This window comes from Mesorhizobium sp. WSM4836 (genome assembly GCF_055811815.1).
The window spans coordinates 166,944-182,888 of the sequence record NZ_JBVVQF010000004.1 but is presented as its reverse complement, the minus strand read 5'-3'; the positions used below and the strand labels follow the sequence as shown (position 1 = coordinate 182,888).

Here is a 15,945-nt window from a genome sequence, read left to right as displayed (position 1 = left end):
GGGATGAGCAACCTCCAACTCCGGGTCATTTCGGCCGCCGTGCTCGCCATCGTTACGCTTGGCCTGACCTGGCTCGGCGGACTGTCCTTCCGGTTGCTTTGCGCTGCTATGGCGGCGGTGATCTTCTACGAGTGGACGCGGATGAGCCGCCCCGTTGCCCCGCCAGGTGCTAATGCTGCGGCAGGTCTCGGCTTTCTGCCCGAGGCGCTGATCGTGGTCTTTATTGGTGCCCTGGTCGCCGGCCTGCCTGCGTCTTTGCTGCTGCCGCTCGTCGCGACTCTGGTTGCTGTCGCTGCCGTCGCGGCTTTCATGCGCAGCGCAGGACCGTGGGAAGCATCCGGCCTGGCCTATGCAGCCGTGTCCGGCCTGTCGCTGGCTTTGCTGCGCGACGGCGACCGGTCCGGGCTGCTGGCCATTCTTTTCCTGTTCGCCGTGGTCTGGGCCACCGATATCTTTGCCTATTTCGTCGGCCGCTCCGTCGGTGGTCCAAGGCTGGCGCCGTCGATCTCGCCGGGCAAGACGCGGAGCGGGGCGCTCGGTGGGGTCGTCGGCGGCGTAGTCGCCGGGCTATTTCTGGCCGCCGTAGCCGGAACGGGCAACCTCGTCGTGCTTGGCGTGGTCGCACTGGTGCTTTCGATCGTCGCGCAGGCCGGCGACCTGTTCGAATCATGGGTCAAGCGACGCCACGGCCGTAAAGATTCCGGCACGCTGATACCCGGCCATGGCGGCATCATGGATCGGGTCGATGGGCTTGTCGCGGCGGCTTTCGCCCTATACGTCATCGGCTGGATTTGCGCGACCGCCGATCATCCGGCACAAGGACTGTTTCCGGTTTGAGCGGCATCGTCGGTGGGCCGGCGCGGGGCTGCGCCATGGATTCGCCTGGATTGATGTCACAGTCCGGCGTGATCTGTGCCGTGGATGAATTTGAGGACATGAGTTGAACGAGATTCTTCACGCGGTTTTCAGCACAGAGGGCTTTGTCCTCGGCACGCTGGTGCCTTTCCTGTTCGTGCTGACCGTGGTCGTTTTCGTCCACGAAATGGGCCATTACCTCGTCGGGCGCTGGTGCGGTATCGGCGCAAAAGCTTTCTCGATAGGTTTCGGCCCCGAGATCATCGGCTTCAACGATAGCCGCGGCACGCGCTGGAAGCTTTGCGCCATACCGCTCGGCGGCTACGTCAAGTTCGTCGGCGACATGAACGCGACGTCGAGCCAGCCCAGCTCCGAGGAGATCAAGGCGCTGAGCGACGAGGAACGCAAGGTCGCCTTCCACACGCAGCCGATCTGGAAGCGCGCGGCGACCGTCGTAGCGGGGCCGCTGTTCAACTTCCTGCTGACGATCGCCGTCTTTGCCGTACTGTTTTCCGTCCATGGCCGGCCCGTGCTGGAGCCGATGGTGGCTGAGGTCACCGTCAGCAGTCCGGCCGCCGGGGCCGGCATCATGCCCGGCGACCGATTCGTCAGCGTCGACGGCAGCAAGGTCGAGACCTTTGCCGACGTCCAGCGTCTGGTCTCTGGCCGCGCCGGCGACAGCATCACCTTCGTCATGCTACGCGGCGGCAAGGAAATCACCGTCACGGCGACGCCGCGCTTGATGGAACAACAAGACGCGCTGGGCAACAAGGTCCAGGTGGCCGTGATCGGCGTCGTCAACAACAAGGAACTCGGGCAGCCGCGGCTGATCACCTACAGTCCGGCCGGGGCGGTCGGGGCAGCGGTCCAGGAAACCGGACACGTCATCCAGCGCACCGGCCAGTTCCTGCAACGTTTCGTTGTCGGTCGCGAGGACAAGTGCCAGCTGGGCGGCCCCATCAAGATCGCCAAGATGTCGGGTCAGGCGGCAAAGCTCGGCTTTGAATGGCTCGTGCAGCTTGTTGCATTCCTGTCAGTCGGGATAGGGATCCTCAACCTTTTGCCGATTCCCCCCCTCGACGGAGGGCATCTTCTGTTCTACGGCGTGGAGGCTGTCATCCGGCGGCCGGTGTCCGAACGGATGATGGAAATGGCTTACCGAAGCGGCCTCATGTTGGTGCTCGGGTTCATGGGCTTTGTTTTCTGGAACGATCTGTTTGGGTGCTGAAATCATGAAGGAATTTGGCTTCGGCACGAGCAATGTTGAGACGCCGTTTACCATGCGTAGGGATATGCGTGACGCGAAAGCCACGCCACAGGGTTAAGTAAATACAAATTAACCAGAAGCCTTGCGTGTAGGGAAAATCCGGTTAATACGGTAGGGGAAATTACCGCACGTCCGGTTTTCTCGCCGTGGGGACTTCGAGAAAAGGTACAAAAGCCCGATGAAGGCAGCATCCAAGTTTCTGAGCGCCGCGTCCGCGGTGGCTATGTCCGCCGCTCTGGTTGTACCAGGCGCGCTCGCAGTACAGTTCGTTGCCACATCGGCCGCCGAGGCGGCTGTCGTCTCCAGAGTCGAAGTCACCGGCAATCAGCGTGTCGACGCGGACACCATCCGTAATTACGTGACGATCAAACCCGGCAAGGCGTTTTCAAGTTCGGACATCGACGATGCGGTCAAGGCGCTGTTTGGCACCGGGCTGTTTTCGGACGTGCAGATCAACCAGGTCGGATCGACGCTGGTCATCAAGGTTTCCGAATACCAGGTCGTCAACCAGGTGCTGTTCCAGGGCAACAAGAAGCTCAAGGACAACGCGCTTGAAGCCGCGGTGCAATTGAAGCCGCGCGGCACCTTTTCGCAACAGCAGCTCGACGCCGATGTCGAGGCGGTCAAGGCCGCATACCGGCGTATCGGCCGCGACGACGCCGCCGTGACCACCCAGATCATGGATCTCGGAGACAACCGGGTAAACGTGGTCTTCAACATCAACGAAGGCGGCCGCACCCAGATTGCAGCGATCAATTTCGTCGGCAACAGCGCCTTTTCGAGCCGCCGGCTGTCGGACATTATCTCCACCAAGCGCTCATCCTTCCTGTCGTTTGTGCTGCGCGACGACGTTTATGACGAGGATAAGCTGCGCGCCGATCAGGAGCTGCTGCGCCGCTTCTACTACAATCACGGCTATGCCGACTTCCAGGTCGTCTCGGCCGTCGGCGAACTCGACGACACCACCAACAAATACACCGTCACCATCACGGTGCAGGAGGGCGAGCGTTATACGTTCGGGGATGTCAGCGTCGAAAGCACGATCCCCGAGGTCGACAGCAAGTCGCTTGAATCGGTGGTCGAGACACACAAGGGGGATGTCTACAACGCCAAGGACGTCGAGGACACGATCATCGCGCTGACCGAGGAGGTGGCTGGATCCGGCTATGCCTTCGCCCAGGTGACGCCGCGCGGCGACCGCAACTTCGAGAACCACACGATTTCGGTCGTTTATACGATCGACCAGGGCACCAAGGCCTATGTCGAGCGTATCGAGATTCGCGGGAATGATCGGACGCGCGACTACGTCATTCGCCGCGAATTCGATGTCAGCGAAGGCGATGCTTTCAACCAGGTTCTCATCCAGCGCGCGAAGAGGCGGCTGGAAGCGCTCGATTATTTTGAGAAAGTCGATATTTCCACCGTTCCGGGTTCTGAGCCGGACCAGGTTGTGCTGGTGGTCGACGTGGTCGAGAAATCGACCGGTGAATTCTCGGTCGGTGCCGGCTATTCGACTGGTGGCGAGACGGCAGGTCCGTCCGTCGAAGGTTCAATCAGCGAGCGCAACTTCCTCGGCCGCGGCCAATTCATCAAGGTGGCGGCCGGTGGCGGCAAGAACTCTCGCGACTACAGCTTCTCGTTTACCGAACCATATTTCCTCGGTCGCCGTATCGCCGCCGGTTTCGACATCTACAAACAAACCCGCAACTACGACCATTACGATAGCGATACGACAGGCGCAACGGTGCGCTTCGGCCTACCGATTACCGACAATATCTCGACGCAACTGGCGTATAACATCGCACAAGAGAAGTATGAGTTCGACGAAGGCTGCGACCCCGCCACCTGCGACGTCTCCCAGGCGATCAAAAACGGCGTCGAAGAGAGCCCGTGGCTCAAGTCGTCGGTCAGTCTCGGCCTGCTCTATAACACCATCGACGACATGAAGAACCCGCATGAAGGCATCTATGCCAACGTCAACACGGAAGTGGCTGGCTTGGGCGGTGACGCTAAATTCATCAAGGTGACGGCGCGCGGCAGCATCTATCAGACGCTGTCCGAACAATTGGACCTGGTGGGCCTCATTTCTGGCGGCGCCGGCCATGTGCAGGGGTACGGCAGCGGCGACCTACGTGTCTTCGACCATTTCCAAAGCAGCGATCGCATGATCCGCGGTTTCGAATATGGCGGCATCGGCCCGGTTGCTTCGGACAACAGCAATGACCATCTCGGCGGCACCACTTATTTCAATGCCTCAGCGGAGGCGCAGTTCCCGCTGCCGGTCATCCCGGAAAGCTTCGGCTTGCGCGGCGCGGTGTTTGCCGACGCGGCAACGCTCTATGGCAGCAAGATTGCCTCCGCCCTCGTCGATCAGTCGACAACCGGAATGGAATGGCGCGCTTCTGTCGGTGTTGGCTTGATGTGGGCATCGCCCTTCGGTCCGATCCGCATCGACTATGCGATCCCGGTCAAGAAGGAAAAGACCGACGACGTGCAGGAATTCAACTTCGGCATATCGACCCGCTTCTGATCTGCGGGCAACGATGCTTCCGGCTCGTTTGGATCCGGAGGGCAGTGATCCGACACTACAGCGCAGCGCGTCCTATCGGACGCGGAAAGGACGTTGTAGCACTTTGATTTGCGCATGATCCTTTCCGAGGGTCGATTTCCGATTTTCGGGGTCATGCGCTAGCTGGATATTGCTTCTGGAATGACCGATCCGGTGTTCTTCGCGCCCTCACGCCGGTATACGGCCGGCGAAGTCGCGAATCTGACCGGCTCGACGCTTGTCGATTCCGGCCTCTCCGACGTGTCGATAGAGGCTCTGGCGCCCGCCAACGAAGGCGGCGAGAACGCTCTTGTCTTCGTCGATGGCAGGCGCAATTTCACCCTGATGCAGTCGCTGCGGGCGGCAGCGGTTCTCTGCCCTTCCGAATTTGCCGGCAAGGCGCCGGCAGGCATCGCGGTGCTGGTGCATCCGCGCCCGCAGCAGGCATTCGCAATGGTGGGGCGCCTGCTGTTCCCGGCGGCTGCGACACCTGGACCGATGACCGGCGAAACCGGTATCTCGCCGTACGCCCATGTCGATCCCACTGCGCATGTCGAGGCCGGCGCGATCATCGAAGCAGGCGCGGTCATCGGACCGCGCGCGGCCATCGGCAGCGGAACCGTCATTGCCCCTCATGCGGTCATCGGTCCGTCCTCGCAGATCGGCCGCGACGGCTATGTCGGTCCAGGTGCCAGCGTGCAATATGCGTTGATTGGCAATCACGTCATCATTCATGGCGGTGCCAGGATCGGCCAGGATGGCTTCGGTTTTGTGGCCGGCGCCAAGGGTCCTGAGCGGGTTCCGCAGATCGGCCGCGTAATCATCCAGGACGACGTCGAGATCGGGTCGAATACGACTGTCGATCGCGGCGCCATGTCCGACACGATCATCGGCCAGGGCACCAAGATCGACAATCTGGTGCAGATCGCGCACAACGTTCGCATCGGCCGCAATTGCATAATTGCAGGGCTTTCGGGTATCTCCGGTTCCGTGACGGTAGGCGACAACGTCACCATGGGTGGCGGCGTCGGCCTAGCGGATCATTTGACTATAGGGTCCGGGGCCAAGCTTGCGGCAAGAAGCGGGTTTATGAGCAATGTGCCTGCAGGTGAGATTTGGGGAGGATATCCGGCGCAGCCGATGGCGGAAGCCATGCGCGAGATAGCGGCCTTGCGCAGACTTGCACGGACGCGCAAACAGGGTGAGGGGGGAAATGGCTGACATCGCAGCGGCGACGCTCGAAGCGGTTGACATAATGCGGCTGATGAAGCTCCTGCCGCACCGCTATCCGTTCTTGATGATCGACCGTATCGTCGACATCGATGGTGACGAATCCGCCATCGGCATCAAGAACGTCACCATAAACGAGCCGCATTTCCAAGGTCATTTCCCCGACCAGCCGGTCATGCCCGGCGTGCTGATCGTCGAGGCGATGGCACAGACGGCCGGCGCTATCTGCATCCGCAGCCTCGGTACTGAAAAGCCGTCGCTGGTTTATTTCCTGACCATAGACAATGCCAAGTTCCGCAAGCCGGTCGTTCCAGGCGACCAGTTGAAAATCCATGTGAAAAAAATCAAAAAACGCGGCAATCTTCTCAAATTCGCTTGCGAGGCCCTCGTCGATGGCGCCAAGGCGGCGGAAGCCGAGATATCGGCGATGATGGTCGCAAGCGGCTGATAAACGAATGCTAATGAAAATCCAGACAGTCATCCATCCATCGTCGGTCATCGAGGCAGGAGCCCAAATCGGCGAGGGCGCCCGCATCGGGCCCTTCTGCCACATCGGCCCCGACGCCGTGATCGGCGACCGCGTCGAACTGGTCAGCCATGTCTCGGTGATGGGCGCGACCACCATCGGTGCATCGACCAAGGTTTATCCAATGGCGATACTGGGCGGACCGCCGCAGAACACCAAACACAAGGGTGGCCGTACCACACTGGTGATCGGCGAGAACTGCATGATCCGCGAAGGCGTCACCATGCATCTCGGTACCGATTCCAGCCGCGCCGAAACGACGGTCGGCGACAACGGCAATTTTCTCGCCTATGCCCATATTGCCCATGACTGCGTGGTCGGCAAGAACGCCACTTTCGCCAATCAAGCCACGTTAGGCGGGCATTGCGAAGTCGGTGACAATGTCTACATCGGCGGCCTTACCGCGGTTCATCAGTTTGTCCGCATCGGCGATAACGCCTTTCTCGGCGGCTGCTCGGCGATCGTCGGCGACGTCATTCCCTACGCTATCGCGGTTGGCAACCGTGCCAGTCTTCGCGGCCTCAACGTCATTGGCCTGAAGCGTGCCGGCCTGCCGCGTTCGGAGATCCACTTGCTGCGCAAAGCCTACAAGACGATCTTCGATCGTTCTCGGACCGTCGGCGAAAACATCGAATTCGCCAAGGCGGAATTCGCCTTGTCGCCGACTGCCATGAAGATCGTCGATTTCATCGCTGGCCGTGGCAAGCGGCACTATGCCGTGCCGTCGCTTAAAGATGGCGACGATACCGATGAAGACTGAGGGCAGATGACGAAGATTGAGGCTGCCGGAAAGGGCCTTGATCTCGCGCCAGATGCCAAGGTCGGCATCATCGCCGGCGGCGGCAGTCTCCCGGTCGAAATTGCCCGAGCGCTCGCCCGGCAAGGAAAATCGCCCTTCGTCGTGATCGCGGCCGGCGAGGTCGATCGCATAGCCGATTTCGAGCCCTATGAGCAGGCAACCTTGAGGTTGGAAGACGTCGGCTCGCTGCTGCCGATCCTTAAGCGGCATCACGTTACGCATCTCGTAACCGCGGGTCATATCACGCGCCGCCCCAGGCTGAGCGCCATGCGCCTCAATTTGGGCCTGCTCGCCTGGCTTCCCAGTCTCTTCGTCGGTGTAACCCGGGGGGACGATACAGTGCTGAAACTGTTCGTGCGCAGGATCGAGCGCAGCGGCATCAAGGTCGTCGGCGCTCACGAGATCGTGCCGGAGCTGGTCGCCGCCGAAGGCCTGCTGACCAAGGCGGCGCCACGCAAATCCGACTGGCGCGACATCGAGGCGGCGCACGCGGCGGCAAAAGCCATCGGCGCGCTGGATATCGGCCAGGCGGCTGTTGCGGTCGGCGGCCGCGCCATTGCGTTGGAAGGCGTCGAAGGCACCGACGGGCTGCTCGAGCGGACAAGGGAGTTGCGCGGGCACGGCAGGCTGGCCGGCAGGACGCGTGGCGTCCTGGTCAAATGCGCCAAGCCCGGTCAGGAACTGCGTGCCGATCTGCCCTCCATCGGTCCGCTGACCGTCGGTGCGGCGCATGCCGCCGGACTGGCCGGCATTGCCGTCGAAGCCGGCCGTTCGCTGGTGCTCGAAGGTCCCGCCACGATCGGGCGTGCCAATGCGCTAGGCCTGTTCGTGATCGGCCTGCCTGCTGCGGAGCCGGCGCATGGCGAATGAGCGGCCGTTGAAGATAGCCGTCGTCGCCGGCGAGGAGTCCGGCGACCTGCTTGGCGCCGACCTTGTGCAGGCGTTAAAGCGCATGACCGGGCGCGACGTTCGGCTCGTAGGCATTGGCGGCCGCCATTTGCAGGCGCTCGGCGTGGCGCCATTGTTCGACGGCAACGAGATCGCGCTGATGGGGCTTAGCGCTATTCTGCGCGACCTGCCGCGCCTGATACGGCGGATCGGCCAGACGGCAAACGCCATTGTCGATGAAAAGCCCGACTGTCTTATCACCATCGACAGCCCGGATTTCTCGCTGCGCGTCGGCAAAAAGGTGCGTGCCGCCGATCCGACGATTCCGATTGTCCACTATGTCTGCCCGAGCGTGTGGGCTTGGCGACCGGGCAGGGCGGCGGCGATGAAGCCATATGTCGATCACATCCTTTGCGTCCTGCCGTTCGAGGTGAAGGAACTCGCTCGCCTGGGCGGGCCGCCTGGCACCTATGTCGGGCATCGCCTTGCACATGATCCGGGCATAATCAGTGCCGCCAGGGCGCAGGCGCAGCCGCGTGACCTGTCCGCAGATCACGTCAAAACCTTGCTTGTCTTGCCCGGTTCGCGTCGCGGCGAGGTGCGACGCCTGGTCGGGCCGTTCGGCGAAACGGTGTCGATCCTGCGGGGACGCGGGCACCGCCTGCGCCTGCTGTTGCCAACCGTCCCGCACGTCGCCGACCTGGTCAGGACCTCGGTTGCGAGCTGGGACGAGAAGCCGGAGATCATCCTTGATGCCGAACGTAAATGGCAGGCCTTCGGCAAGGCGGATGCGGCGCTGATCGCGTCGGGGACCGTATCGCTGGAACTGGCACTGGCGGGTGTGCCGATGATCTCCTGCTACCGGCTCGATCCCGTCATGCGCATGGCGCAGCCGCTGATCAAAGTATGGAGCGCAGCCTTGCCCAATCTCATCGCCGACCGGCCGGTTGTGCCGGAACACTACAACCAATATGTGCGGCCGCATTATCAGGCGCGGCAGCTGGAAGCGCTGTTCTCCGATACCGCCTACCGCACCTGGCAGAAGGATGGTTTTGCCGACATTGCCGGGCGTATGGCAACCGCCAAGCCGTCAGGCGAGATTGCCGCGGGGGTGGTGATGGGGATGGTGGGGAAGTGAGTGAGTAGTGAACAGGCTTGTATAGACAACGAGCGACGCTTCGCTACTCCTATTCACTATTCTCTATCTTCACCGCTTCGCGATCGGCACATAATCCCGTTCCGGCGCGCCCGTATAGAGCTGTCGCGGGCGACCGATCTTCTGGTGCGGGTCCTCGATCATCTCCTTCCACTGCGCGATCCAGCCGACGGTGCGGGCGACCGCGAACAGCACGGTGAACATGGTGGTGGGGAAGCCCAGCGCCTTTAGCGTTATTCCGGAATAGAAATCGACGTTCGGATAGAGCTTCTTCTCGATGAAATAGGAATCGGTCAGCGCGATTTTTTCCAGCTCCATGGCGATGTCGAGCAGCGGATCGTCCTTGATGCCGAGCTCGCCCAGGACCTCGTGCGCGGTCTTCTGCATGATCTTGGCGCGCGGATCGTAGTTCTTGTAAACGCGGTGGCCAAATCCCATCAATCGGAACGGATCGTTCTTATCTTTGGCGCGCGCAATGAATTCCGGGATGTGATCGACATGGCCGATCTCGCCCAGCATGTTCAGGGCCGCTTCGTTGGCGCCGCCATGTGCGGGACCCCACAGGCAGGCGATGCCGGCAGCGATACAGGCAAAGGGATTGGCGCCAGACGAGCCGGCCAGACGGACGGTCGAAGTCGAGGCGTTCTGTTCGTGATCGGCGTGCAAGATGAAGATGCGCTCCATCGCGCGCGCCAGCACCGGATTGATCTTGTATTCCTCGCAAGGCACGGCGAAGCACATGTGCAGGAAATTGGCTGCGAAATTCAGCTCGTTCTTCGGGTAAATGAACGGCTGGCCGATGTGGTATTTGTACGCCATCGCCGCGATCGTCGGCATCTTGGCGATCAGCCGCATTGAGGCGACCATGCGTTGATAAGGGTCGGAGATGTCGGTCGAATCGTGATAGAAGGCCGACAGCGCGCCGACCACGCCGCACATCACCGCCATCGGATGCGCATCGCGGCGGAAGCCGGTGAAGAAGCGCGACATCTGCTCATGAACCATGGTGTGGCGCGTCACCCGGTAGTCGAAATCGTCCTTCTGCGCCTTGGTCGGTAGTTCTCCGTAGAGCAAGAGATAGCAGACTTCGAGGAAGTCGCCGTGCTCGGCCAGCTGGTCGATTGGGTAGCCGCGGTGCAAAAGAATACCGGCATCGCCATCGATGAAGGTGATTTCCGATTCGCAGCTCGCCGTCGACGTAAAGCCGGGATCATAGGTAAAGACGCCGGTGGTGTTGTAGAGCGAACCGATGTCGATGACGTCTGGTCCTACCGAACCACTTCGTATCTTGAATTCATGGGTTTTGCCGTCGAGTTGCAGTTTTGCCGTCGACGCCTGGGTTTTGCCGCCAAATTCCATCTTTGTCGCAGGTTCGGTCATAGCAAACTCCTTTTTGTTTCCTCAGGCCGGCAACAGCAAAATATCTGAACACGTCAAAAGCATCGGAATACGCACATTTGCGCCCGCAACTGAATCTGCGGGCCAGATTTAGGCCAAGACCCAATGTTGCACTGCGAAACACACCTTTCAATGCCAATCTTCTTGGGCCAGTTTCCTAATCGATTTGATCAGCGATCCGCGCCAGACTTTCCTCGCGGCCAAGCACGGCCAGCACATCGAAGACGCCGGGCGAGGTGCTTTTGCCGGTGAGCGCGGCCCGCAACGGTTGGGCCACGGCGCCGAGTTTGTGGCCGCCGGCCTGCGCATAGTCGCGGATCGCGGCTTCCGCCGAGGCGGCAGACCATTCAGAAACCGCGGCCAGTGCCGCATGAGCGCCCTGCAGGATCGCGCGCGCCTCACCGCTGAGCAGCGCCGCCGCCTTCTCGTCGACCGGCAGCGGCCGCTCGACGAACAGGAATGCAGCCCTTTCAACAAGTTCGACCAGCGTCTTTGCGCGTTCCTTCAGGCCCGGCAAAGCGGCAAGCAATTGCGCCTTGCGTCTGTCGTCGAGGCTAGCTGCGATCGCCGGGCCGCCTTCGAGATAGGGCAGAGTGGCGATGAGGATATCGAGCAGCGTCGCGTCGTTCATGCGGCGCATGTGCACGCCGTTCAGCGCCTCGAGCTTGGCGAAGTCGAAACGGGCGGCGCCTTTGTTGACGTCGCCGATGTCGAACCATGCGATCATGTCGGCGATCGACATGATCTCATCGTCGCCGTGGCTCCAGCCAAGCCTCGCCAGATAATTGAGCAGCGCCTCTGGCAGGTAGCCCATGGCTCGATAGGCCTCGACGCCGAGCGCACCGTGACGTTTCGAAAGCTTGGCGCCGTCGGCACCGTGGATCAGCGGGATATGCGACATCGACGGCACCTCCCACCCCATGGCATGGTAGATCACCGTCTGGCGGGCGGCATTGGTCAAATGGTCGTCGCCGCGGATGATGTGGGTGACGCCCATGTCGTGATCGTCGACGACGACGGCATGCATGTAGGTCGGGTTGCCGTCCGAGCGCAGAATAATGAAATCGTCGAGATCCTTGTTGGGAAAGCGCACGTCGCCCTGGACGCGGTCATGCACAACCGTCTCGCCGTCTGTCGGCGCCTTGATGCGGATCGCCCCCTTGGCGCCGGCCGGCGCCTCCGAGGGGTCGCGGTCGCGCCAGCGACCGTCATAGCGGGGAGGTAGCCCCTTGGCCCGTGCGCTCTCGCGCATTGCCTCCAACTCGGCAGGCGTCGCATAACAATAATAGGCCTTGCCCATGCGAACGAGCTCCTCGGCAACCTCGCGATGGCGCGGCGCACGCTCGAACTGCGACACCGGCTCACCGTCCCATGTCAGGCCGAGCCAGGAAAGCCCGTCGAGGATGGCCGCGGTTGCCGCATCGGTGGAACGCTCGCGGTCGGTGTCCTCGATGCGCAGCAGCATCGTGCCGGCTGTGTGCTTGGCATACAGCCAGTTGAACAGCGCCGTGCGCGCCCCGCCAATATGCAGATAGCCGGTGGGCGAGGGGGCAAAACGGGTGACGACCTTGTCGGGCATGGAACTCTCAGGCAGGCGAAGGAAGTGGGTTTGCGGACTTTCGCGCGTTGCGCGTTCATGTAGCATAGGAGGTCGAGGGCGCAAGGGGCAGACCCGATGGCTGTGCGAGGCCGTGGTGCGGGCGAGGGCGAGGACGTTGGCAGCGGCGTCAGCGAACGCTTGCTGTTTGCCACGCCCCTGCCTGTCCTGCCGGCACCGGCCTTGCTGCCGGCTCCACGCTTTGATGCCCGGTCGCTGCCGGCGAGCGACCCAGCAACGGTTCCCGTGCCCGCGGCCGAGCCCATCGTGCGCCTACGCCGGCGTTTCCGCCTCCCGTCACCGTCCCGTCTCCGCAACGGCGTAACCTCGGCGGCCGGCCTGGAGCTCGACCGTGGGGTCGCCTTCCTGCTGGTGCCGGTGTTCCTCGCATGCGGGGTGGTCGTATATTTTTCGCTGGCGGTAGAGCCAGCCTTTCCACAGCCGATCGCAATCGTCGCCTTGGCAGCCGTCTGTGCCGTCGCCTCGCGGTCGTGGCCCAGAACCCGCCTATGCTTCATGGCGGCGTTGCTCTGCGCGCTTGGCGTGCTTGCCGCCAAGGTCGAGACCTGGCGTGTCGGAACGCATATGCTCGGTTCCGAAATCTCGACGCGCCTCACGGGTCGCGTCGTATCGTTCGAGCCCATGGCGAGCGGCCGCATCAGGCTGACGATCGATGTGATCTCGACTGCCAGGCCGACACTGCGCTACATGCCGGAACGGGTCCGCGTTTCGGCGATGAAGATACCGGCTGAGCTGACCGCCGGTTCCGAGATCGCCGGCTATGCGCGGCTGCTGCCGCCGACCGGGCCGGTGCGGCCCGACAGCTATGATTTCTCCTTCGACAGCTATTTCGCCGGTATCGGCGGCAGCGGCTTTTTTCTGGGCAATCCGAAAGTCGTGCCGTCGGGCAGCATGCCGCTTGCCGCGCGGCTTTCTTCCGCGATCGAAGACGCGCGCGAATCCATCGCGGACCATATCCGCAGCGTCATCGGCGGCGCTGAGGGCGAGATTGCTGCTGCGCTGATCGTCGGCGTGCGCGCCGGCATTCCCGAAGAGATCAACGAAGCGATGCGGCGTACCGGCATCTACCACATCATCTCCATCTCGGGGCTGCATATGGCGTTGGTCGCCGGCACCATCATGGCGCTGCTGCGCGGCGCCTTTGCGCTGTTTCCGGATTTCTCATCGCGACGGCCGGTCAAGAAATATGCGGCCGCCGCCGCGCTTTTTTCGATTGCGGCCTACCTCGTCTTTTCCGGCATTGTGGTGGCGGCCGAACGCAGCTTCATCATGTTGGCGGTGATGCTTATCGCCGTGCTGTTCGACCGGGCCGCGCTCACCATGCGCAATCTGGCGATCTCGGCCATCGCGGTCATTCTGGTGTCGCCGCACGAGGTGGTCGGTCCGAGCTTCCAGATGTCCTTCGCCGCGACGGCGGCCCTTGTCGGCGCCTATGCAGGCTGGTCCGATTACCGCGCCGGCAGGGCCACCACGCCGCCGCCCCGGCGGTCGCCGCTACGCTTTGCCGCTCGAAAGGTTCTGCTGGGGATGGGCGGCCTGGCGATGACCTCGATCATTGCAGGGAGCGCCACGGCGCTTTTCGCCATATGGCATTTCCAGCGCGTGGCGCCGCTCAGCCTGCTCGCCAATCTGGCCATCATGCCTATCGTCTCACTGGTCGTCATGCCCTTCGCCGTCCTCAGTGCGCTGGCGATGCCGTTCGGCGCGGACGGGCCTTTCCTCTACGTGATGGGCAAGGGGCTGACGGCGATGATCGCCCTGTCCGGGTGGATCTCCGAACGCTCGCCGATCGATGCGGTCGGGCTGATTTCGCTGAGATCTGTCCTTTTGGTGACGATCGCCCTCGTCATTGCCAGCATGGCGACGACCTGGCTGCGGCTCGTGGCACTTCCTTTTGCGCTCGCCGGCTTGCTAACGACAACGCAGACCCGCGTACCCGATGTATTGATCTCGGAGGACGCACGGCTGGTCGCGCTGCCGATCGGCAGCGGTGAACTCGCGGTCAACCGGGCAGGCCCGAATGAGTTCACCATCGACAACTGGAAACGCGCGCTCACATCAGAGGCTATCGTCGCGCCGGAAACACCTGGAAAGAACGATCCGCAATTCGACATTGCCGATCCGGCCGACCTACCGCCCGGCATGCCGTTCATTTGCACGGACGGTCTCTGCCTTGCCCGGCATCCATCCGGCGCGATCATCGCGCAAGCCAAGGACCGCGATGCTGCAGGGCCAGCCTGCGCCTTTGCCAGCTTGATCGTCATCGACGACGCCACCGCCCATAATCCCTGCTACTACGACCGGCTGGTCCTCGTCGTCACCAAACGGCAACTGGCGCGCGCGGGAAGTGCGGCCGTCTATTTCGATCCACAAGCGGCAACGCGCGCCGAAATCCGTTTCGCGATCGAAAAATCATACCGGCCCTGGCACGTGCAGCGAAAATTTTCACGCGCGGCACGGGGCCTGCCGCCATACCGCAGGGCCGACAAACCCAAAGCTGGCGCCAAGGGCGGAACTCAGTAGCGGCGGATCAGTCCGACGAGCTTGCCTTGCACCTTGACCCTGTCTGGTCCGAAGATGCGCGTCTCGTAGGCCGGATTGGCGGCTTCCAGGGCGATCGAGGCGCCCTTGCGGCGGAAGCGCTTCAGCGTCGCTTCCTCCTCGTCGACCAGTGCCACCACGATCTCACCGGGGCTCGCCGTATCGGCATTGCGGATAATCACCGTGTCGCCGTCGAAAATGCCGGCCTCGATCATCGAATCACCTTTGACCTCGAGCGCATAATGCTCGCCGCCCATGATCATATCCGGCGGCACCGAAATCGAATGCGTCTGGTGCTGGATGGCATCGATCGGCACACCGGCGGCGATGCGGCCCATCACTGGGATCGAAATGGCGGCGACGACATCGTCATCATTGCCGGCTGCAGGGCGCGAAGGGGCCGGCTTGCCTTGCCGAGGACCGCCTTGCCCAAGACTGCCCTGGATGACACTCGGCGAGAACTTGCGTGCCGCATTGAGGCCGGGGGCGATCGAGTCAGGCAGGCGCAGCACCTCCAGCGCACGGGCCCGGTTGGGCAAACGGCGAATGAAGCCGCGCTCCTCCAGCGCCGTAATCAGCCGGTGGATTCCGGATTTGGAAGCCAGGTCGAGCGCTTCCTTCATCTCGTCGAAGGAAGGCGGGATACCGCTTTCCTTCAACCTTTCGTGGATGAACATAAGCAGTTCGTGTTGTTTGCGTGTCAGCATAACGACCCCCAACAGAATCAGAAAAACAAACCCAGAACAAACACTATCTGTTCCAGTTGTGTTCCGCAACTGTTTAAAGTTTAATGAATGCGTTAAGGCTCGGGAAACAAACGACGCCTCTACCGGGGTACCCCATTTTCACCGCCGCGAGCCTCATCGCCTTGATTCTGCTTTCGTTTGCGCTCTTCTGGCTTCCCGAAAGGCCACGCTGGCCTTCGGCCGCCGGTCGGCAAAGGGCACGGAATTGAACTCGTATCGACTCTGCGGTTTGGTCAATGCACCGTGAACGAAACGAACTCAAAACGCCAACCTCGGTTAAGTCCTCGTTTCCACCGCCTGGTCAGGGCGCTTCTCGCCGGTGAGCCTTGCTGCGCGCAACCAGGTATTGGAAGAACAGTCGATGCGTGTCCGG

Annotated in this window: 12 protein-coding genes; 9 read left to right on the top strand and 3 right to left on the bottom strand. The window is 62.1% G+C overall.

Annotation, left to right across the window (positions count from 1 at the left end):
- Nucleotides 1-3: 3 nt before the first annotated feature.
- The 8 genes from AC0L2P_RS06975 to lpxB all read left to right on the top strand — a co-directional run bounded on the left by AC0L2P_RS06975 (nt 4) and on the right by lpxB (nt 9,251).
- A complete protein-coding gene (locus tag AC0L2P_RS06975; protein ID WP_473500484.1) occupies nt 4-837 on the top strand; it encodes a phosphatidate cytidylyltransferase in 834 nt (277 codons plus the stop codon).
- 103 nt (nt 838-940) lie between these two features.
- Entirely contained in the window at nt 941-2,083 is a 1,143-nt protein-coding gene (rseP, locus tag AC0L2P_RS06970; protein WP_473500483.1) for an RIP metalloprotease RseP, read from the top strand.
- 217 nt (nt 2,084-2,300) lie between these two features.
- A complete protein-coding gene (gene bamA, locus AC0L2P_RS06965; protein ID WP_473500482.1) occupies nt 2,301-4,652 on the top strand; it encodes an outer membrane protein assembly factor BamA in 2,352 nt (783 codons plus the stop codon).
- 180 nt (nt 4,653-4,832) lie between these two features.
- On the top strand, nt 4,833-5,891 hold the full coding sequence (lpxD, locus tag AC0L2P_RS06960; RefSeq protein ID WP_473500481.1) for a UDP-3-O-(3-hydroxymyristoyl)glucosamine N-acyltransferase: 1,059 nt from the start codon (nt 4,833-4,835) through the stop codon (nt 5,889-5,891).
- Nucleotides 5,884-6,348, top strand: a complete 465-nt coding sequence (gene fabZ, locus AC0L2P_RS06955; protein ID WP_473500480.1) for a 3-hydroxyacyl-ACP dehydratase FabZ — start codon at nt 5,884-5,886, stop codon at nt 6,346-6,348. The genes lpxD and fabZ overlap by 8 nt, the downstream gene beginning before the upstream one ends.
- A 13-nt stretch (nt 6,349-6,361) precedes the next feature.
- A complete protein-coding gene (gene lpxA, locus AC0L2P_RS06950; RefSeq protein WP_473500479.1) occupies nt 6,362-7,186 on the top strand; it encodes an acyl-ACP--UDP-N-acetylglucosamine O-acyltransferase in 825 nt (274 codons plus the stop codon).
- Nucleotides 7,187-7,192: 6 nt separating this feature from the next.
- Complete coding sequence (locus AC0L2P_RS06945; RefSeq protein WP_473500478.1) at nt 7,193-8,095, top strand: LpxI family protein; 903 nt, start codon at nt 7,193-7,195, stop codon at nt 8,093-8,095.
- Nucleotides 8,085-9,251, top strand: a complete 1,167-nt coding sequence (gene lpxB / locus AC0L2P_RS06940) for a lipid-A-disaccharide synthase (protein WP_473500477.1) — start codon at nt 8,085-8,087, stop codon at nt 9,249-9,251. Before AC0L2P_RS06945 ends, lpxB begins: the two co-directional genes overlap by 11 nt.
- 69 nt (nt 9,252-9,320) lie before the next feature.
- Here lpxB and gltA read toward each other — a convergent pair whose 3' ends face one another.
- On the bottom strand, nt 9,321-10,649 hold the full coding sequence (gene gltA / locus AC0L2P_RS06935) for a citrate synthase (RefSeq protein WP_473500476.1): 1,329 nt from the start codon (nt 10,647-10,649) through the stop codon (nt 9,321-9,323).
- A gap of 175 nt (nt 10,650-10,824) precedes the next feature.
- Nucleotides 10,825-12,246, bottom strand: coding sequence for a glutamate--tRNA ligase (gltX, locus tag AC0L2P_RS06930; RefSeq protein WP_473500475.1), 1,422 nt, complete (start codon nt 12,244-12,246; stop codon nt 10,825-10,827).
- Between the two features lie 96 nt (nt 12,247-12,342).
- Between gltX and AC0L2P_RS06925 the strand changes: the two genes are divergently transcribed.
- A complete protein-coding gene (locus AC0L2P_RS06925; RefSeq protein WP_473500474.1) occupies nt 12,343-14,808 on the top strand; it encodes a ComEC/Rec2 family competence protein in 2,466 nt (821 codons plus the stop codon).
- On the opposite strand, the gene lexA is transcribed toward AC0L2P_RS06925, so the two are convergent.
- Nucleotides 14,802-15,533 carry a transcriptional repressor LexA gene (gene lexA / locus AC0L2P_RS06920; protein WP_473500473.1) on the bottom strand — a complete coding sequence of 244 codons (732 nt, stop codon included), beginning with the start codon at nt 15,531-15,533 and terminating at the stop codon, nt 14,802-14,804. The genes AC0L2P_RS06925 and lexA overlap by 7 nt on opposite strands.
- Between the last annotated feature and the right edge of the window lie 412 nt (nt 15,534-15,945).